The organism is Atrimonas thermophila, from assembly GCF_045864955.1.
Classification (GTDB): domain Bacteria; phylum Atribacterota; class Atribacteria; order Atribacterales; family Thermatribacteraceae; genus Thermatribacter; species Thermatribacter velox.
Window position 1 is genome coordinate 1,891,983 of sequence record NZ_AP028803.1, and the last position, 19,512, is coordinate 1,911,494.

Annotated in this window: 20 protein-coding genes; 9 read left to right on the forward strand and 11 right to left on the reverse strand. The window is 49.0% G+C overall.

The window, feature by feature from the left end; genetic code table 11:
* Positions 1 to 72: 72 nt before the first annotated feature.
* The 8 genes from ACKTT1_RS09820 (at position 73) to ACKTT1_RS09855 (ending at position 6,340) form a co-directional block, all read left to right on the forward strand.
* Positions 73 to 312 (forward strand): nucleotidyltransferase domain-containing protein, encoded by a 240-nt coding sequence (locus ACKTT1_RS09820; protein WP_369018527.1) that lies wholly within the window; start codon positions 73 to 75, stop codon positions 310 to 312.
* Between the two features lie 78 nt (positions 313 to 390).
* Positions 391 to 549, forward strand: a complete 159-nt coding sequence (locus ACKTT1_RS09825) for a hypothetical protein (RefSeq protein WP_369018526.1) — start codon at positions 391 to 393, stop codon at positions 547 to 549.
* A gap of 320 nt (positions 550 to 869) precedes the next feature.
* Positions 870 to 1,712, forward strand: coding sequence for a DUF4097 family beta strand repeat-containing protein (locus ACKTT1_RS09830; RefSeq protein WP_369018525.1), 843 nt, complete (start codon positions 870 to 872; stop codon positions 1,710 to 1,712).
* Positions 1,713 to 1,740: 28 nt separating this feature from the next.
* On the forward strand, positions 1,741 to 2,397 hold the full coding sequence (locus ACKTT1_RS09835) for a hypothetical protein (protein ID WP_369018524.1): 657 nt from the start codon (positions 1,741 to 1,743) through the stop codon (positions 2,395 to 2,397).
* Positions 2,394 to 2,948 (forward strand): DUF488 family protein, encoded by a 555-nt coding sequence (locus tag ACKTT1_RS09840; protein WP_369018523.1) that lies wholly within the window; start codon positions 2,394 to 2,396, stop codon positions 2,946 to 2,948. The genes ACKTT1_RS09835 and ACKTT1_RS09840 overlap by 4 nt, the downstream gene beginning before the upstream one ends.
* A gap of 1,026 nt (positions 2,949 to 3,974) precedes the next feature.
* On the forward strand, positions 3,975 to 4,250 hold the full coding sequence (locus tag ACKTT1_RS09845) for a LysO family transporter (protein WP_369018522.1): 276 nt from the start codon (positions 3,975 to 3,977) through the stop codon (positions 4,248 to 4,250).
* A complete protein-coding gene (locus ACKTT1_RS09850; protein WP_369018521.1) occupies positions 4,247 to 4,852 on the forward strand; it encodes a lysine exporter LysO family protein in 606 nt (201 codons plus the stop codon). The genes ACKTT1_RS09845 and ACKTT1_RS09850 overlap by 4 nt, the downstream gene beginning before the upstream one ends.
* A gap of 135 nt (positions 4,853 to 4,987) precedes the next feature.
* Positions 4,988 to 6,340, forward strand: a complete 1,353-nt coding sequence (locus ACKTT1_RS09855; RefSeq protein ID WP_369018520.1) for a methyl-accepting chemotaxis protein — start codon at positions 4,988 to 4,990, stop codon at positions 6,338 to 6,340.
* 98 nt (positions 6,341 to 6,438) lie between these two features.
* Here the strand turns inward: ACKTT1_RS09855 and ACKTT1_RS09860 are convergent, their stop codons facing one another.
* The 10 genes from ACKTT1_RS09860 to ACKTT1_RS09905 form a co-directional block, all read right to left on the reverse strand.
* Positions 6,439 to 7,395 carry an ABC transporter ATP-binding protein gene (locus ACKTT1_RS09860; RefSeq protein ID WP_369018519.1) on the reverse strand — a complete coding sequence of 319 codons (957 nt, stop codon included), beginning with the start codon at positions 7,393 to 7,395 and terminating at the stop codon, positions 6,439 to 6,441.
* Positions 7,388 to 8,377 carry an ABC transporter ATP-binding protein gene (locus ACKTT1_RS09865; protein WP_412709441.1) on the reverse strand — a complete coding sequence of 330 codons (990 nt, stop codon included), beginning with the start codon at positions 8,375 to 8,377 and terminating at the stop codon, positions 7,388 to 7,390. Before ACKTT1_RS09865 ends, ACKTT1_RS09860 begins: the two co-directional genes overlap by 8 nt.
* A gap of 4 nt (positions 8,378 to 8,381) precedes the next feature.
* Positions 8,382 to 9,266 (reverse strand): ABC transporter permease, encoded by an 885-nt coding sequence (locus ACKTT1_RS09870; RefSeq protein ID WP_412709442.1) that lies wholly within the window; start codon positions 9,264 to 9,266, stop codon positions 8,382 to 8,384.
* 1 nt (position 9,267) lies between these two features.
* Complete coding sequence (locus tag ACKTT1_RS09875; protein ID WP_412709443.1) at positions 9,268 to 10,293, reverse strand: ABC transporter permease; 1,026 nt, start codon at positions 10,291 to 10,293, stop codon at positions 9,268 to 9,270.
* Positions 10,294 to 10,381: 88 nt separating this feature from the next.
* Positions 10,382 to 12,025, reverse strand: coding sequence for an ABC transporter substrate-binding protein (locus ACKTT1_RS09880; RefSeq protein ID WP_412709444.1), 1,644 nt, complete (start codon positions 12,023 to 12,025; stop codon positions 10,382 to 10,384).
* 45 nt (positions 12,026 to 12,070) lie between these two features.
* Positions 12,071 to 13,042, reverse strand: a complete 972-nt coding sequence (locus tag ACKTT1_RS09885; protein WP_412709445.1) for an aminopeptidase — start codon at positions 13,040 to 13,042, stop codon at positions 12,071 to 12,073.
* A gap of 12 nt (positions 13,043 to 13,054) precedes the next feature.
* Positions 13,055 to 14,101, reverse strand: a complete 1,047-nt coding sequence (locus tag ACKTT1_RS09890; protein WP_412709446.1) for an aminopeptidase — start codon at positions 14,099 to 14,101, stop codon at positions 13,055 to 13,057.
* A gap of 129 nt (positions 14,102 to 14,230) precedes the next feature.
* Entirely contained in the window at positions 14,231 to 14,806 is a 576-nt protein-coding gene (locus tag ACKTT1_RS09895) for a hypothetical protein (RefSeq protein WP_369018513.1), read from the reverse strand.
* 51 nt (positions 14,807 to 14,857) lie between these two features.
* Complete coding sequence (locus ACKTT1_RS09900) at positions 14,858 to 15,250, reverse strand: sigma factor-like helix-turn-helix DNA-binding protein (protein WP_369018512.1); 393 nt, start codon at positions 15,248 to 15,250, stop codon at positions 14,858 to 14,860.
* 3 nt (positions 15,251 to 15,253) lie between these two features.
* Positions 15,254 to 16,117 carry a KaiC domain-containing protein gene (locus ACKTT1_RS09905; protein WP_369018511.1) on the reverse strand — a complete coding sequence of 288 codons (864 nt, stop codon included), beginning with the start codon at positions 16,115 to 16,117 and terminating at the stop codon, positions 15,254 to 15,256.
* Between the two features lie 582 nt (positions 16,118 to 16,699).
* Between ACKTT1_RS09905 and ACKTT1_RS09910 the strand changes: the two genes are divergently transcribed.
* Positions 16,700 to 17,461: a helix-turn-helix domain-containing protein gene (locus ACKTT1_RS09910; RefSeq protein ID WP_412709447.1), complete on the forward strand. Its 762-nt coding sequence runs from the start codon at positions 16,700 to 16,702 to the stop codon at positions 17,459 to 17,461.
* Between the two features lie 220 nt (positions 17,462 to 17,681).
* Here ACKTT1_RS09910 and ACKTT1_RS09915 read toward each other — a convergent pair whose 3' ends face one another.
* The gene (locus ACKTT1_RS09915; protein WP_369018509.1) at positions 17,682 to 19,511 is read right to left on the reverse strand and encodes a bifunctional homocysteine S-methyltransferase/methylenetetrahydrofolate reductase; all 1,830 of its coding nucleotides are present in this window, start codon (positions 19,509 to 19,511) and stop codon (positions 17,682 to 17,684) included.
* Position 19,512 lies beyond the last annotated feature (1 nt).

Consider the following 19,512-nt stretch of genomic DNA (forward strand, 5'->3'; position numbering starts at 1 on the left):
TATTTTTTTGCTTTTCACGCAAGGTTCTCATGCTAAGATTTGAAGAGAAAGCCCTGTAGCGAGGCAAAACCTATGAACGAAAAAAACCTGTTAAAAAAGACAATTCATGAAGTAATGAAGGCAAGCGATTTTAAAATTTCGCGCATCATCCTATTTGGCTCTCGAGCCAGGGGCAATGCTAAACCAACCAGCGACTGGGGCGTAATGATAATCATCAAAGACGAAATACCCGCAAAAGCAAAAATGTATTATTCAAAAAAGATAAGGGAAAAAACTCGCTCGACTTGGAATAGATGGCGATATAATTTTTAAATCCGAAAGCGAAGTAGAGCGGGACAAAGAAATACCAGGCACCGTTACCAGGGAAGCAGTAAAAGAAGGTGTTCCCCTTTGATTGCCGAAAAAGTCAAAAGGTGGTTAATTAAAGCTACCGAAGATTTAAAGGTAATCGAACACGAAATAAAACTTTCCGAAGAAGAAATGGCCAAAGGAGCGGTATGCTTTCACTGTCAGCAGTTTGTGGAAAAACCCATAACCTTGAATTCTTAACCGAACTCCGCAGAAAACAAGACTCTGCTTTCGAAGAAATGGAAACCGGAAGTCTTACCTTTTACACAGCCGAAATAAGATATCCCGATGAGTTTTATCCTCCCTCGTTGGAAGAAGTCAAAATAGTAAAAAAGCGTTGAAAAAAACTGGGTTTTGAATTCGATAGTTTGCTTGAAAACAAACAATAAACTGGCAACCAGGGGAAACAAAAACCTCTACTCCCATCCCAATGGTAAAGTTGCATAAAACCTCCTCAAAAAATTCGGGCATCGACCCTCTTGAAAATGCTACAATGAGAAAAACCGGAAGGGAGGCTCGCGATGACCCGGAAGTGGCTTGCAAGAATTTTTTTGATAGCCCTTTTCTCTTTACTTTGCGCTGCAATGGCCTGGGCTTGCGAAGAGCCAATCATAAAGAGTTTTCTGGTAAAAGAAGGAGTTGCCGTGTCTGTATCCAGTATCCGGGGTAAAGTGGCTATAGAAGGACACCGGGAAAGCGTGGTCAACATGGTAGCCACCAAATATGTAAAGGGACTTCCCGAAGAAAAAGCCCGGGAATTGCTATCGCAGGTTGAGGTGAAAACCGAGGTGGAAGAAAACGCAATCCGGATTGCCACCGAGCCCCTGGATGCGCTCTCGAATTCTCTCCTTTCCCTCTACCCACCCCGTGTGAATTATCTTCTGGCCATCCCTCAAAGCTCCAGAGTGGACGTCCAAACCATAAGCGGAGCAATAAAAGTCAAAAACATTGGAAACGAAGTGGAAGCAAAAACGGTAAGCGGAGAAACCCTGGTGCAGGGCTTGGCTGGAAAGGTCAAACTGGAAAGCATAAGTGGAAAAATTACCGTGGAAAGGTTATTGGGAAATCTCGAGGTGCGCACAGTAAGCGGCAGGGTTGAAGTTGCTATCCCCCCGAGTGAAGACCCGCTCGAAATCAACATCTCTTCAGTAAGCGGGGATGTTCTCATCCTGGTTCATGAAAGAGAAGGTTTTGAACTTTCGGTTGAGACCGTATGCGGGCAGTTTCTTTCGGAAATACCATTGAGGATTCGGGAAGGAAATTCTCCGGGATGGCAAACCTTACAGGGTCGCACCATTGTTGAACCCCGAAAAAAGATAGTGGTGAAAACCACATCGGGAAACATATCGATTAAAAAGCTCTAATTTCGAGCACTTTCAGGAGGGGAAGAACATGGCAAAAAGAATATTGATGCTCGCTACTTTGGTTTTTCTTACTTTCTTTGCTTTGGGTGGATGTAGTTCCGGGAACAATTCCCAGGATTTTCCGGTCTTTGAAGAGCTAAACTTTACAAAGGGTCTTTTATTTTTCGAACAGTGGGTCCACATCGAAGGTGATCCTGGCTCCCCTTATGTTTACATTGACTTTCCAACCTATAGATTCTCTGAAGAGGAAGGGTTGCTTATAAGCTTCAACCAGGCTTTTGGTAGTGGAGAAGGAAAGATAAACCCCCAAGTGGTGAACCTTGTAGTTGGAGAGGGCACTTCACTTTCTGGCTCTGCCGGTTCAGGAGCAGCCAGCGGTTTGCAAGGAATAACGGACTTCCCTTTTCGCACCGGGTACCAGATACTTTCCGTCCAGGAAATGCGAGAAGACGGAAGCTTGCTGCTTCGAAAATCGAGCTCAACCATTACCTTCTTTGATTTCACTTTTAACAATCCACTCCCCAACGGGGTGTTTCTCATTCGTCCCGGGGAAAAGTTGGAATATTCCGTCAACAAGGATTTTTATTTTGCTGGAGCAATGCACAGGCTCACCCTTACCATACAACTTCGCTGTGCATTCATCGACCGAGCCAACTGCCAAAACGGAAACTGGAGCGATGCGTGAAGGAAGGATGGAGAAAGGTAAAGGAGGTGGTTGCATTCGACAAAGTACTTGTCGTTTACACCATAGGACATTCCAATCATTCACTTGAGCGCTTCCTGGAGCTTTTGAAGCGACACGACATTCAGTTAGTGGTCGATGTTCGTTCTCATCCTTACTCCCGGTATGTTCCGCATTTTAACCGGGAAACCCTCCAAAAAGCACTTAAAACACAGGGTATTCAATACCTTTTCCGGGGCAATCTCCTTGGTGGGCGTCCCAAAGAACAAGAGTTTTACAATCAAAAGGGGGAAGTGCTTTATGAACGCTTGGCAAAGGCACCTTTCTTCGAAAAGGGTTTGGCTGAAGTGCTTCAGCTTGCATCCTCAGCAAAACTTGCCCTCATGTGCAGTGAAGAAAATCCCCACTCCTGCCACCGCTTTCTTTTGATAGGAAAGGAGTTACTCAAAAGAGGAGCAAAGGTATTCAACATCCTTGGAGATGGAAGCCTTGAAGAAGGTAAAAGTGAGCAGTCAAATAAAGCCAATAACGCTCTGCCGGAAAGCACGTATTGAATTGCTGGACCTGCTGCCCCAGCTTAAGGAATTGCTAAAAAGGAAATAGGTGTTTGGAAATCAGCAGTGTAGATTTGAGATTCCACTTTCTATTTCCCGGTCTTACTACCATTTCTGCAATACCCAATGAGTTTTCTTTTTTGCTGAAGCAAATCCAGAAACAGTGAAACCCTGAAAGAACGAGATGCTGAAACAAGAGAGCCTGAAATAGACGCTGAAATAACGAGACCTTGAAACTATGAGATGCCGAAACGAAGGGATGCTGAAATAAATTCAGGGCGGCCTTAATATTAAGGCCGGTTCAGGATGACAAAAGCGGGAAACTTGTCAGTTAAGTATGACTAAAACGTGAGATGTGAAACAAGGAGATGCTAAAACAAGGAGACTCTGAAACGAGAGAGCCTGAAAAACGAGATCCCGAAACAATGAGACCCTGAAATAAGAGATGCTGAAGCAAGAGAGCCTGAAAAACCGAGATCCTGAAATAGACGCTGAGGTTCGTCATTTCAAATTGACAAATGTAAAGAATTCGTCATTCCGAACTGACCGAAATCAAAAATTTCGGTCATTCCGAACTTGTTTCGGAATCTCAGGGTTTGGGTTAAACCATGAGATGATGAAATAAGAGACCCTGAAACAAGTTCAGGGTGACGGCTACGCCGTCAGTTCAGGGCGGCAACGAAAAAACCGTTGCCGGTTCAGGGCGGTACTGACAGGGCCGACACCAATTCAGCACGGCCTTAATATTAATATTAAGGCCAGTCATGACGGCTTCCACCAAAGGTGGAAGCCAAGTCAGGGTGGCATTAACCGGTAGGCGCCGGTTCAGAATGGCTGTGCAACCATCGTTAAGCACGACACCAGCGCAGCCAGCGTCAGCTTAGGACGAAAGCAGCAAAAACCTCCGCCAATCTGGCACGATGCCAGTTGAGAAAGCCACTCTCCACAAAAAACTCCCAAAACACGCTTGAAATAAGCTTTCGGCCAGGCTATATTTAAGGAAAATCCGGTAAGGAGTGAGCAAAGTTGCTTCCAATTATTGCAGCCCTTATAGCTGGCATTGCTTTTTCTTTCTCTGGAAAACCTGCCCAGGCTTACCTTGCTTTCTCAAGCAAGGCCCAGGGTTGGGGAGTTCTGGTTCTGGTTTTTCTCATCGGCTTTTTAGTGGGAAGTAACCCCCAGGCTATGCAGAACTTTGCACAAATCGGCTGGAGAGCTCTGCTCATCAGCAGTTTCTCCGTGGCTGGAAGCATCCTTTTTGCTTACTTTGGCGAAAAATACTTAACCGTGGAAAAACCATGACCTGGAAAATAGCCCTCGCTTTTTCCTTAGGCGTTGCAGCGGGTTATTTTAGAGCTTTACCAGGAATATTTGTGGAAAAGGCTGAACTCCTGCTCACTCTGGCCCTGGTATTTCTGGTGTTTGGGATTGGAGTGGAAATAGCCGGTAATCGTTCGGCGTTATCACTTATCAAAAAGATGGGCTGGCGCAGCCTACTTCTTCCTGCCCTGAGTATGGGGGGAACCGTGGCCTTCAGTGCCTTAGCCGGGATTTTTTTAAACATGTCACCACTTGTAAGCGCAGCCGTGGGATGTGGTTTCGGCTGGTATTCGCTTTCTGGAATTTTGCTCACTCCCGTCTTTGGAGCTTCGGTAGGGGTAATCGCTTTCTTGAGTAACATTTTTCGGGAAATTCTCACCTTCCTGGGGGGAGAGGTGGTCTACCAGCGCTTAGGAGGCTGGCCAGCAGTGGCCATGGGTGGTGCCACCTCTATGGACACCACTTTGCCGCTTCTCTCCAGCATAAGCAAGGGCCGCTTAGATGCTCTGGCCATGATGAGCGGAGTCATTCACTCCTTAGCAGTCCCGGTTCTGGTGCCCTTTTTTGCCAATCTCGTTCGGTGAAAAATGCCCTCGGTTCTTGACTAAAAACACTTTCGTGCTAAACTGTTTGTAACAAGGGCAAGGAGGCAAAGTAAAGCAAAGGTGCTTGGGAGAGTACTCTCCCAAGCACCTTTTTTATTGGAAGGAGGATAGAAAATGGGTCAGGCCTTCTCGGGGGATGCGCTCCAGCTGGTAAAAAACGAGCTGAAAAGAATGCTTGAAGGAGACTTAACAACGCCGGTTTCGGTGGACGCATTTGGCAGTTCCTGCCAGGAAGTAGGCACACTCCTTGAAAAAACACGGAAAATTCTCCTGCGTTTTGAAGAGGAGCTTGAAGCCACTTCCGCCCAGGTGAGCTCGGTAGCCGAAGAAATCGATGCTGCTTCAGCACAAACCGAAAGACTCTGGGCAAGTTATACAGACCTTGAAAAAGCTACTTCCTTCCTTAACAATACTGTCAACGAACTCACCCAGATCATCCAGAAAAGTCATCAAGAATTGGAACGATTAAGCAGTTTCACCCAGTCCCTGGAAAGCATTGCTCGGGAAGTGGAAGCGATGGCCCAAACGACACGCACCCATCTTGAAGCCGTTGACCACACACTTGGGGAAGTGGACCGGGTTCTCCACCACATAAGTGACATTGCTGACCGAACCCGTCTCGTAGCCATCAATGCCTCAATCGAAGCAGCCAGAGCTGGAACCCAGGGTCAGGCCTTCGCCGCTGTAGCCAGAGCCGTTAAAGATCTTGCCGAACAGAGTTCTCAGGTTACAAAAGAAGCATCCCAAGTAATGGAAAGTTTCAAGAGCGAGGTTTTTCAAGCCCTTTCAGAGCTTGCCAGCCGGCAGAAAGATTCCTCAACCACCGTACAAAGTATTTTTGTAGAAGTCAAAAGAGGATTCCACTCTCAAAGCGAAAACATGAACCAGGTCAGAAACAGAACGAAAGCTATGCAGGAAGAATTTGAACGCTACTTCAATAGCCTGCAAACCCATCTCGAACAATGGGAGGAGACTGCCCCAAAACTCCGCAATGCTATGACGCTGCTTAGCAGAGTAAGTGAAGCAATAAAGGCTTCCCTGGAAACGATATCCATTCGCAAGGAGAAGCTCTTCTCTCCTGCAGAAAAAAAAGAATTTCAGGACCTTGTTGCAGAACTCCAAGAACTCACCCTGTCCAAGGAAATACAGAGCCTCTCAACCGAGGCTCATCAAAAAGCCCTCCAGTCTTTCATAGATCAGCACCCTCTCCTGGAAGCCATATACACTGCCCGCGATGATGGGACCTTCATTGCAAGCATCCCTCCAGCAGGACTGGCCAACGCCCGGGTGCGTCCCTGGTGGCAAGAAGCCATGAAAGGCGAGATATACTTTTCCCCAATTTATGTTTCCGCCATAACCCGACAATTTTGCATCACCATATCACTGCCCATCCCTACTTCATCTGGAAAGCCTCAGGGAGTGCTTGGAGTAGACATAAAAGTTAACCAGGAAACAGAAAGCTTTTAAAAAAACCAGAATAAAAGGTCGCCACCCTCCCATAAACCAAAAACCCCTTCCCCAAAAGAGGAAGGGGTGGCAAACGCAAGCTACCAAAAACCAGCCGCTCAGCGGTAAAGGTGACAGCGCACCAGGTGGTTTTCGTCAATCGCTACCATGGGCGGCTCTTCAACTCTGCAGCGCTCTTCTGCGCTGATACAGCGCGGGTGAAAAACGCATCCCGAAGGAAGGTTAATAGGACTTGGTATCTCTCCCCGGGAGACCACCTTCTCCGGCTTGAAGCGTTCCTCCTCTTCAGAGACCACTGGCACTGCAGCGATGAGCATCTGGGTATAAGGATGCAGGGGCTTTTCAAAAAACTCTCTGGCTGGAGCAAGTTCTACAATTCTCCCCAAATACATAATAGCCACTCGATGGGCGATGTTGCGCATAAGGCTCAAATCATGGGTGATAAAGAGATACCCTAACTTACGCTCTTTCTGAATGCGCATCAGGGTATTGATGATTTTGGCCTGAATGGAAACATCCAGAGCCGAAGTGGGCTCATCAAGGACCACCAAGCGGGGGTTGGTGCTCAAGGCCCGGGCAATGGCCACCATCTGCCGCTCTCCTCCACCCAGGGCCCGGGGATATTTTTTGAGGTAATCAACAGGAAGCTCCACCATGGAGAGCAGCTCTTCCAGTTTTTCTTCCCGCTTTTGCGGTGGAACAGAAAGGTGTATCCGCAAGGGCAACTCCAGAATCTGGCCAATGCTGCGCCTGGGGTTTAAAGAAGAGCCTGGATCCTGGAAAACAATCTGCAGGTTTTTCTTTATGGAAAGGGGCCTTTTCTGATGAGGAATAGCAATGTTTTTTCCCTCAAAAATGATTTCTCCCGCTGTGGGTCGGTACATGCCCATCACCATGTAGGCAACGGTGCTTTTCCCAGAGCCTGATTCCCCAACTAAGCCCAGGGTCTCGCCTTCGCTCACCGTGAAACTAACTTCATTCACCGCTTTAACAGTACCCCGAGAAGTGTGGAAAAATTTCCTCAGACCCTTAACTTCAAGCAGGACTTCATGCATCGCTCTTTCCTCCAAACAAAAAACAGGCCACCCGGTGGCCGTCTTTTACTTCATAAAAAGGAGGTTTTTCCTTTAAGCAGCGCTCGAAGGCCTGCGGGCAGCGAGGATGGAAACGGCAGCCCGAAGGTGGATCGAAGTAGTCGGGTATCCTGCCTGGTATCCCCTCAAAAACACCTGTTCCGGTGAGTTTGGGAACACACTTCATAAGCGCCTGGGTGTAAGGATGGAGAGGCTCAGCAAAAAGTTCCCTGGTTCCTGCCTCCTCAATCATGCACCCGGCATACATCACGTATACCCGGTCCGTCCATTCCCGGATCACTCCTAAGGAGTGAGAAATGAGAATCACCGCCATGTTGCGCTCCTCAGCCAAACGGTGAATCAAACGCAAAATTTGATCCTGAATAGTTACATCTAAAGACGTCCCCGGTTCATCGGCAATGAGCAGTTCCTTGTGGCTGACCAGCGCCATGGCAATACACACTCGCTGGCGCATTCCCCCGGAAAGTTGCAGGGGATAACTGGCCAGTATGCGCTCCGGGTCGGGAAGGGCCACCTCTTGAAGCGCCCGAATAGCCATTTCACGGTGCGAAGAATCGTCCAAATTGGTTCCCCGTGAAAAGCGAACTACCTCCAGCATCTGCTCCCCAACGGTGAACACCGGGTTCAAGCTGGCCGTTGGGTCCTGAAAAATCATGGAAACATGTTTGCGGCGCAAAACCTCAACTTCCGGCTCCCGCATTTTGAGCACATCCTGACCCCGGAAAAATACTCTTCCTCCCCGGATGACGCCCGGAGGTTGGGGCAAAATGCGCATGACCGTTTTCATGGTGGTGGTTTTACCGCAACCGGTTTCACCCACCAAGCCCACTTTCTCCCCGGAAAACACTCGAAAGTTCACACCATTCAAAACCTGCAAAAATCCACCGTACACCTTAAAATGCACGTAAAGATCTTCTATGTTGAGTAACGCTTCTTTGGTCACTGAACTACGCTTCCTCCATTGCAAAAAGATCTCCAATACCGTCGCCAAGAAGGTTAAAGCCCAAAACGATCAGCATGATGGCTAAACCTGGAAAAACTGCCATCCACCAGTATTCGGGCAGGTATTTGGCACCATCAGCAACCATGGTGCCCAGTGCCGGCTTGGGGGGCTGTTCCCCAAGGCCTACAAAGCTCAAAGCCGCACCAATTAAGATCACCCAGCCCATATCCAAAGTCATCTTAGTGAGGATGGTGGAAAGACAGTTGGGAAGGATCTCCCGGAATAAAATGTGCAGCTTGCTCGCTCCTAAAAGCTCTGCAGACTGCACGAAGTACTCGTTGCGTAGCGAGGTAGCCATACCATAGACCAATCTCGTGTACCAGGGCCACCACATCACCGACACCGCGATCATGGCGTTGGTAAGGTTGGGTTCCAGGACCGAGGTAATGGCCAGAGCAAGGATCAACGGTGGAACGGAAAGAAAAATATCGGTTATTCTCATGATAAGGACGTCAATCCAGCTTTCCTTGAAATAGCCAGCCAGAAGACCCAGAGTTACTCCCACCGGAACCACAATGGCCAGAACTACCACACCCATCAAAAGCGAGGAACGAAAGGCAAAAAATATTCTGCTCAAAACATCTCGCCCGAAAATATCTGTACCACAGAGGTGTTTCAGACTAGGAGGCTGGTTGGCTTCACCGTAGTTGACAAAAGGCCCGGCATGTTCTGGATAGGGGCTCACCAGAGGAGCAAAAACAGCGCAAAACACGATAAAAAGCACGATGACCAAGCCTATCACCGAGAGATAATTTTTGGAAAACTTGTACCACCACAAACCCAGGGTACTGCGGCGATCGTTTTGTACCTTCAACGCCACTTCCTGCATTTCATTCCCCCCTCTCCACCAGCCTGATGCGGGGATCCAGATACGCCACCAGCAAGTCTACCACGATGTTGACCACGGTGAAAATGATCCCCAGTACCATGATCACTGCAATAATCGCTTCCACGTCCTTGCGGAGCATCACGTTAATTCCGTAACGGGAAAGCCCCGGCCAGTTAAACAACAGTTCCACCAAAAAAGCGTTTCCAATCAACGAGGCAAAATCAAGACCCAGAATGGAAACGGTGGGGATGATCGAAGGCTTGAGCAGGTACTTGGACATCACCACTCTTTTGGGAACACCGTAGGCCTGCATAGCTGAAATGTAATCCTTTTTCATGTTCTCCAGCATGCTGGAACGAGTAATCCGGGCTTCCTGAAACATACCACCCAGAGACAAGCTAATCGCCGGGAGTAAAAGGTGCTTCAGTGCATCAACGAAAGCCGCAAAATTACCAGAAAGGAGGCTGTCTATAGTGACCAGACCCGTTAAACGGGGTGGGGCTTCTACCCAGGAACTTAGACGGCCTATGGTGGGAAATATCTGGTAACGCATACCTAAAACCAGCATGAGAATTATCGCCACCACAAAAGCTGGGGTTGCAATACCCAAATAGGAAAACACTCGGATCAGGTTATCCACCCAAGTGTTACTGTAACGCGCAGCGAGGATACCCAGCAGAATCCCAAAAAGAGCCATGAAAAGGCCAGCAAAAAGCGCCAGTTCCAGAGTGGCTGGCAAAAACTCTTTGATATCCTCAACCACCGGCCGGCGGGTGAACAGTGATTCTCCAAAATCACCTTGCAACACCGACTTCAACCAGTAAACGTACTGCACATAAATGGGTTCATCGAGGTGGAGTTTTTCCCGTAGCGCCTGTACCGCCTCTTCCGTAGCTCGGGGACCCAGCGCTGCCCGAGCTGGATCTCCAGGCACCATGCGGGCAATCAGGAAAACCACCATTGAAAGCCCAATTAACACGAACACCGAATAACCCAGACGCCTTGCCAAATACCTTGAAAAGTTCATCGCTTCACCTTCGACCGTTTTCTCACAAAAAGAGGGGAGAGCACATCTGTCCTGCTCCCCCCTCAGACTGGGTTATTTTACAACAGCTTTATTTTTTAAGCAACTCGTCTCTCTTTTCGGGATACACCTTCACATCCAGCATGTAGTGGTTGTACCCCATCACTGGATTCACTTTTTCGCCACGCTCAGCACGCTCGGCAGCGACCCAGTCAATGTAGTAATCCTGATAGGCATAGTTTTCAGGCTGATCGATGAGATACAGTGAGGGGCACAGATCCACGATGTATTCCTGAATCTTGCGGTACTTGGCGAAACGTTCTTCATGATCCACGGTAGCAATGGCATCTTCGATCATAGCGTCCAACTCTGGATCCTGAAGCCACTCAGTTTGCTCCCAGGTTCCACAAGAAGAAGAGTGGTATTTCGACTGCAGCATGGAACCGGCTTCCGCATAGTGAGGTGAAACGAAAATGAGATACATATGGGCGGTACTTTCTGGAGTTGCCACCTCATCGATGATTTTCATCCAGGGAGTCTTCACCACGTTGACCTTAATACCGATTTCAGCAGCATTGGCTTGAATGAGCAGAGCCACTTTCTCTTCATCGGGAACCTCGGCACACCAGATGAGATCCACCGGATACTGATCCAACTGGTCATAATACTTGGACTTTTTGAGCTCTTCCCGGGCTTTCTCAAGATCCCGCTTGTACTGGTAAACTTCCGGGTTATGGCCGGGCAGGATGAAAGAAACTGGACCTTGCGCCTGACGGGCTCCTGGGAAAATCTGGTTGGCAATGGCATCATAGTCGATGCAGTAGGCCAGCGCTTTACGGAAATGAATATCATCGGTGGGCGGCTTGCGGTTGTGCATCATGCAGTAAAAAGTGCTGCCTCCAAACAGCTTGGCAACCTTGATCCCTGGAAGTTTAGCAATATTTTTGTAGAACTCAGCGGGTTGACGGAAGTCAGAAATCTCGAGCTCCCTTTTGGTCATCAGAGTACGCACGGTGGCTGTCTCAGTGGTACCGATGAATTTGAACTCTAGGGGTGCATCGGGGGGAATAGGTTTCCAGTAATCAGGGAACTGGACCGCATGCAGGTACTCTTCCATGCGCATTTCTTTGACCATATAAGGCCCGGAACCTGCGTCATGGGTTAACAACCAGCGCTTTCCATAATCACCGTACTCTCCGTATTCTCCGTTGTCCTCGATGTTCTGCATAACCAGATCTTTGTTGAGGATGTAAAGGCGTACCAGAGCGTACAAGAAAGGACCAAAGGACTTTTTGAGTGTAAAGCGAACCGTGTACTCATCGAGCGCCTCGACCGTTTCCACCACCGGCTTGAAAATGTAGCTGTAACCCTGCCCAATGGTGAGCAGGCGCTCCATGCTAAACACCACGTCTTCAGCAGTCAATTCACTTCCATCATGAAATTTAACCCCTTTGCGGAGATAAAAAGTATAGGTGAGCCCATCATCGGAAACTTCCCAGCGCTCAGCCAGGTGAGGAACTACCTCTCCATCATAGGTGGGAAACACCAGCGTATCATACAGGTTGGCTACTGAAACCGAACTTGAAAAGTCAGCAGCCACAGCCGGATCGATATAGGTAGGCCAGGCTTCAGTGAAACGGACAATTTTCTGAGACTCCTGCGCCAGTGCTGCCTGCGCCAGAGTCAAAAGTAAAAGAGCAACCACTGTGAATACGAAAAACTTTTTCCAGTACATACCCATACCTCCTCATATATTAAACATTACTGTGCGACACACCCTTCAAATCACAAAATCTCCCTTGTCCATAACCAGCTTTCCATCCAGTTTCAGAGTGGGATTACAGATGATGCCGTCGTTGTGGGTCTTGGATTCAACGATGCCACCCATATCCACGTTCATTCCCAACGCAATGTGTACCGTCTTAAAGGCCTTTTCATCTTCCAGAATATTTCCGGTTATTCGGGCCTTTTCGTTCGTTCCAATACCCAATTCACCAACCAAGTAGGCATTGGGATCGTTGAGCTCTTCAAGCAGGCGCTTGAGCTCGGCAGCTTCTCTTCCTCCTTCGATCTTCACCGCTCTCCCGTTCTCAATGGTGAGCACGATGGGCTCACTCAGAACGCCCAGCGGCGACATGGAACCATCGATCACCGCCACGCCTTCTACTGACTCTTCAACCGGGGCAATGTACGCTTCTCCGGCAGGAAGGTTACCCCACCTCCCCTTCTCTCGGTAAATGCCGTCATCAGGTGGAGTGCCCGGTTTTCTGCCCTTCAAGCTCATACGAAGCTTGGTACCCCGCTCGGTGGTGATTTCAGCCTCTTCAGCCTCATCAAGCAAACGAGTGAGCTTCCAGCTCAGCTCAGAAACCTGGTTGTAGTCTGCGGTCATGGCTCCCACGGTGAGCATATCCTCGGTAATACCTGGCATACTGGCAATGCGTACTCCCCGCTCCGTGGCCTCCATGCGAGCATGGGTGTGAGTCAAACTGTAGGTGGTAACCAGGAGGGCTACATCAGTTGCACACATCGCTGCTTTCACATCTTCGGGTGGTTCCTCGGCATGGTGGGTGCGAGGAAGCATCAGCACCAGTTTCGCGTCAACTCCCAGAGCACAAAACGCATATAGAAAACTTTCGGCAATGTGCAGTTTCCCGGTATCGGTGACAATCAGGGCTTTTTCATCGGGCTTTATGCCCATGCAGTCCCGAACTGCAATCATTGCCCCTTTCATAAGTGGTGCTACTTTCAAAACAATCACCCCTCACTCTTTACCGAGCAAAGCGGCCAGTCTCTTCAATTCTTCGTCAACCACTCTGCCCTTATCGATGATCAGTTTTCCATCCAGCCATACTGAGGTATTTAGGCAAATCCCGTCGGAGTGGGAGGGAGCTGGAATTCCGTCAGGCGGAATGAGGATCGCGCCAATGTTACCCACACCCCACTCGGTGCAGCCCCATACCCGCTCATCTTCCAGAATATCCCCGGTCAATTTTGCACCAGGATTAAAGCCGTAGCAAACGTGAGCCATCTGGAACATCTGAGGATGGTTAAAGCTGCGCAGCCAGCTCTCAAACTCTACTGCTTCCTTGCCACCTTCCACGTTAACGATTTTTCCCTTCTCCACGGTAAGACGGATGGGTTCTTTCAAAAGGCCGATGGGAGGAACTACCGAACCATCAAACACGATAACCCCGTTTATGGAATCCAGCTTGGGCGACCAGGCCACTTGTCCCGACATCATGTGAGAACCCGGAGTATCAGCATAACCCAGCTCGCAGTTTACAGGGTGATTGGGGTCATTCTCAAACTCCACATCCTCACCAGCGGGAGTGGTCATGCGCACATGTTTTGCGTTGCGGGTCATCTCAGCAAGCTTTTCCTCGAATTCCTTGAGCACCGGGTAGTTGACCCTTCCGATGCAGCGCACCATCATATCAACATTCATGCCCACCAAACAGAGATGGCGCAGTTTTTTATTCTCCTTTACCGCAATGTCATAGGGAGTGGAGTAAAGCAACCACTGGTTGTTGAACTCCACCCAAGCATCGGCTTCTTTAAGCAGTGCAGTTAACGCACCCTGAGGAAGCATGGGGTCAGCAGCCTTGCCCACACCCAGAGGGGCAGGAATCCACACCACCAGGGGCTTGGCGCCACAAGCAAAAGCAGCACGTGCTGTAGCATCGACCACTCGAGGATCGCTTTCGGTATCAGCGGTGATGACCAGGGTTTCTCCTTCCTGAAGGCGGAAAAGCTCGCGGGTCAGGATGTCAGCAGCTTTTCCCAGTTCATACTCGTACAGTTCCGGCAATCAAAACACCTCCCTGTATTTTGTGCATTTTTTCGGTCATTATAACATGCTGAATTTTTCAGGTCGATACCCCGACACCCCAAGCACGCGGCCAACAAAGGGAAACTGCTGGAACCACCTGCCCACCTTTTATTTGCGGAAGGGAAGCCGGAAGCTGGCGCTTTTATTAGAGAATTTATCCTGTAAAATCACTTCCAGCACGTATTCGCCCGGTGCAATGTCAAAATCAAAGTAGAGGTTCAGGTACGTCTCATAAACGGGGGAGCGGGTAATGTAGCGGAATTCGCCAAACGATTCCTGACCACCCAACAAGTTGCCATCCATATCATAAACGTTGAAATCGGTTTCAAAGTAAATGTGATAGGCATTGCCTTCTTTCAGGATGGTGTAGTTTTTGGGCTCAGCGTAAATGTAGATGGTCTCATCGGGAGCAAAAAAGTTGGAAATGCGTTCCCGCCAGACACCGTAGCTCTGACTTTCCTCTTCCACGAAGGTGTAGTTTTCGACCCGCATGGGTGCTTTGTTCCAGAGCGAAAGACGAGCCTCATCGAGGAGTTTCTGGGCTTCTCCAAGGTTCCCTTCTCGGAGCAAAGAAGCAGCCTGCTCCAGGAGTTCCGCCTCTTCCTGGGCTAACGCGATAACCGGAAACACAAACAGTATCACAAGAAAAAACAGGGGTAAAGCAAAGGTCGCGGGTTTTTTCAAGGTCTTTCCCTCCTTCAAACAGGTTTGTTTAATCCATTATAACCGATATGGTTAAAGTTTGAGTCGGGAGCGGATTTCTTCAAAAGCTTTTTTGGCTAAGCCACCTGCCACGTGTACGCCTTTGGCTTCCGCTTCTTCATCCTTCATTTTTTCTTCCAGATACTGCAGGGCCCGCTCCGGGTCAGCTCTGAGAATGTTGCGCACCGTGTTAGTACTTATGCCCAGTTCAGCAGCAATTTCCTCAGCTGTTTTGTCAAAAATTTCTCGCAGAACGATGACCAGCGCTGCCTCCAGCAACGAAGAGACCCAGGTCAAGCGTTGCAGAAGAACGATTTTTCTGGGCCCTCCCAGGATACGCAGGCTCTCTTCAAACACTTTGTAAGCCAGCTCATCCTCAATGAAATTCTGCAGATTTCCCCAGTTGCCAGGAATGACTTCTTGCATCGCTCATCCCTCCTTACTCAAGGGTTCTTCCACTTTCACTATTCCCTGCTCATCGATGATCAGACGGTGAATGCGGGTATCATGGCCACAAAGTCTACAGCCATCGATGCGCAGAGTGCGCACCACATCACCAACCGGTGCTCCATAAAGGCTGGCTGCTTGTTTGGAAGCAACGGTAAATTTGGAAAATACGATGGTGCAGTCCACAATGTGGGGCACTGCATAACCACCTGCCGCCTCAGCAGAAGTTTCCTCATGACTTGAACGCTTCTGAGAAATAAAGACAGCAGTTTGATAAAGGGCTTTCATGGTCTGGTAAAGCTTGCGCACAATGCCCCGGGCCATCATTTCTTTCCCCTCATAAAGCCCGGTCACCGAATCAATGACCACGTGCTTTACGCCTTCCCGCTCCACCACACCCTCAATGAGTGAGGTAAGCGCCACCACGTTGTCCCGTAGCTCGGCATGAGTGGCACAGTCAGCAAGCAGGATGTTGCGCTCCACCTTTCCCCAGTCAATGCCCATTGCTCGCGCCCTTTCTCGCAAACTCTGCACCAAGAAAGGGCCGGGAAGCTCCACGGTAACCAGGAGCACCTTTTCGTTGCGTTCAGCCTGAGTTAAGGCAAACTGCTCTGCAGCCAGGGACTTACCGGTATCCGGAACACCAGTTAAGTGAACCACTGCATAGCGTGGAAAACCCGGAAGAGGCACTCTCTGGGGTTTTCCTTCTTTCCACTCCAAGCGGTAAAAAAGCGCATCAAGCCCTGGAACTCCCGTGGGAACACCAGAAAGAGGTGGTGCTTTCTTTTCAAGGTCTGAAAGTCGGTACAGCCCCTCGGTGAGCGCTTCACGTTGTGCTTTGCTCACTACCCATCCCCCCCTTTCTAATTTCAGCTTCCCAGCATATCAGGCCACAATAAATTTTATATCAAAAAAGGTAAAAAAGTCAATAAAGGTAAAGAAAGAGGGAGCGGTCTTTTGCTCCTTGCAACTTTCGACCTTTTTCGGGCAACTTCTCTTTGGGTTCAAACCAGAACACGCGAGAATTTTCCAATTACCGAGCCAACACTTCTCCTTTTTGCTCAATTTTTAGAACGAAGGCTTTAGAAATGGACTTTCTGAGTTTTGGACCTGTCAGTCAAGGCCTTGTTTTTCCACTAAAATTGACACAAATAGACACGACTCATACGTACCTATTTCTACACCCCCTAAACGCCTCCAAAAACCACGGCGTAATCCTTTTCTATTAGCAATTTTTCGGCACTTCCTGGCCAATATGCTAAACCCTTAAAAGTAAAATTTTTTATAAAAAACACGAAATTTGTCAAATAAACATCGCCTTGTCATCCATAAAGCATATATAATGGATAGAAAATGAACAATAGATTTGACAGAGCTTGCCCTCAAGCTACAGAGCTTCTGTCAAACTGAGAAAAAGGGGTGTTGCCAATGCAAACTTTTATCAAGCTACCCCATGAAGTAGTGGTGAGGCTGGGGGAAATTGCTTGTGAAAGAAAGTGTCCTTCCGTGTTTCCAGTTTACCTAGCCCTACTTTTTCATGCTGACCGGAAAGGCAAGTGCTTTCCCAGTTATGAGCGGATAAAGGAAGTGTCGGGGATAAGCTCTGATGCATCAGTGAGAAAAGCCCTGCGCATTCTTGAAGAGTGCGGCCTGATCAGGAGGGAGAAAAGGCACGGTATGCACGGAAACAGTATCTACTACCTCCAAACTTCACTCAATGAAGAAACACTCAGTGAAGAACACACTTCAATCAATGAAGAATGCACTTTGCTCAATGGAGAACACACTTCAATGAGTGAAGCGCCAAACTTCAATCAATGTAGTCCTAAACTTCAACCATTGAAGAGCCAAACTTCAATGGTTGAAGAGGAACTATATTCATTTAACTATAACCATTTAACTATCTCTCATTTAACTAAAGGGAAAAACGAGAATGAGAGAGAGAAAGAAAATTCAAATTTACCAAAGAGCGATTTAGAGGTTGAAAGAGAAATCAAGGAGTTATTCCGTTCGCTCTCTGGTAGAGCAATGATCCCACCAGAAGAGATAATCCTTGCCAAAATGCTTTACAACCTACCAGCGGACGAAGTCATCGCAATTATTGAGGACACCTACCTTAAAAACCCGACTGAGTTTTCCCGCAAAGGCTTATTCTTAATCCCCAACTGGGAGGCGTACCAGTATGGTTGAGCGAACCATTCCCCGCTGTGAGTTTTGCGGTGCTCCTTATGTGGAAATAACCGAGGATGTCAAGCGCTTCATTCCTGAGCATCTGCTTCGGCTTCCCGGAATAGGGGAGGAAGTCGCCTCTTTTCAGCAGGGTGAGTGCTTTGGGAAGAAAAAGGGAGTGCCGAACTCCGGAACCGGCCGGACCTTGTGCTTTCGGTCAGTCCGGCCCCAGCCAGTAGCGTTAACCCCGTCTACACTCTTTTGGCAACCTTCCGATTATTTCCACCGCCATATCGTATTTCTCAAAGGGGGGCATAAGGTAAATGCCGGCAACCATCTTCTGGATTCTGGCAATCACCTCGCAAGCAATGGCAATGCCTTCCTCCTTCGGGTTTTGCGCTTCAGCCATGCGCTTTCGGAACTGTTCAGGAATGGTAATCCCCGGAACCTCGTTGTGCAAAAACTCGGCGTGGCGGAAAGAGCGAAGAGGCAGGATTCCTCCCAAAATGGGTGGAAGCGGCCCTGCAAAACGTTCCAGAAAGCGCTCTAAATCCTGCACGTCATAGATGGGTTGGGTGAGGATGAAGTGTGCTCCATACTCTATTTTTCTTCTGAGGCGCTCGATCTCCCTATCGAGGTCTGCAGCTCCGGGATTCAAGGCCACACCGATGGTGAAACTGGTAGCCCTGCCCAGGGGATTGCCGGCAAAATCAACTCCGCTATTAAGCTTACTCAAAATCTGGACCAAGCCCTCAGAATTCACATCGAACACTGGACGCGCAAAAGGGTGGTCGCCTATGGAAGGTGGATCACCGGTAAGAGCCAAGATGTTCTGTATCCCTAAGGCAGCGGCACCCAGGAGTTCTGATTGCAGAGAAATAAAGTTGCGGTCCCGGCAGGTAAAATGCACGATGGATTCCATCCCCAACTCTTCTTTGAGAAGGTGAGCCAGAGCAATGGGAGAAATGCGCACCCGAGCCATGGGAGAATCAGAGATGTTCACCGCATCAACACCGGCCTGTTTGAGAAAATTGACTCCCTCTTTAACCCGCTCAAGGTCTATTCCCTTAGGGGGGGTAATCTCCACGGTGACGACGAACTGGTTCCCCAACTTTTCCGCCAGGGTGGAAGGAGGGAGTGCCGTTTCTTCCCCAGGTTCCTCCTGAAGCTCAAAAACCTCAATGGTTGGCTCTGCTCCTTTTTCGTGCACGGCCTTGGCCAACGCTTCAATGTGTGCCGGCGTGGTACCACAGCATCCACCAAGGATCTTCACTCCCAGGGTCACGAAATCCCGGGCAAAGGAAGCAAAATACTCCGGGGAAGCTCCGTAGAACAACCTCCCCTGCACCACCTGGGGATACCCAGCATTGGGCTGAACTGAAAAAGGACCTGGAAGATGTTCAGCAAAATAGCTGATAATTCTCACCGCATCCCGGGGTCCGCTACCACAGTTGATGCCTACTGCACAGGCATCGATGTCTTTCAAAAACTCCACCACCCGGTTCAATCCTTCTCCGTAGGGAGTACTTCCATCAGGAAGAAAAGAAAACTGCACGATATAGGGAACATTTGCAGAAAGAGTACTCAGCACTTCAAGGGCGAGTTCCACTTCCCGAATCGAGGGCATGGTTTCCAAAAGCAAGGCATCAACACCGCATTCCAAAAAGGTTTCAAGTTGGATCCGATACGACTCTCGAGCCTCCTCGTCACGCACTCCAAAACCGTCTCCTACCGGTTTTCCCAGAGGCCCGATGCTACCCAAAACGTATGCCTGTTCCCGGCCTACCTTGCGGGCAATGTTCACACCTGCCCGGATGATTTCAGCCACTTGCCGTTCGTAGCCAGAGGCAGCCAGCTTTATCGTATTCGCTCCAAAAGTGTTGGTTTCTAAAAGCTTTGCCCCAGCCGAGAGATAATCCCTGTGAATGCGCTCCACAAGCTCGGGATGGGTCAGGTTAGCAAGCTCAAGCGGCACCTCCTGGGGATACCCCCGCCGCAGAAGCTCCGTGCCCATAGCTCCGTCAGCGAGACACACCCTTACATTGGTTAGAAACTCCAGAAAAGGAATCATG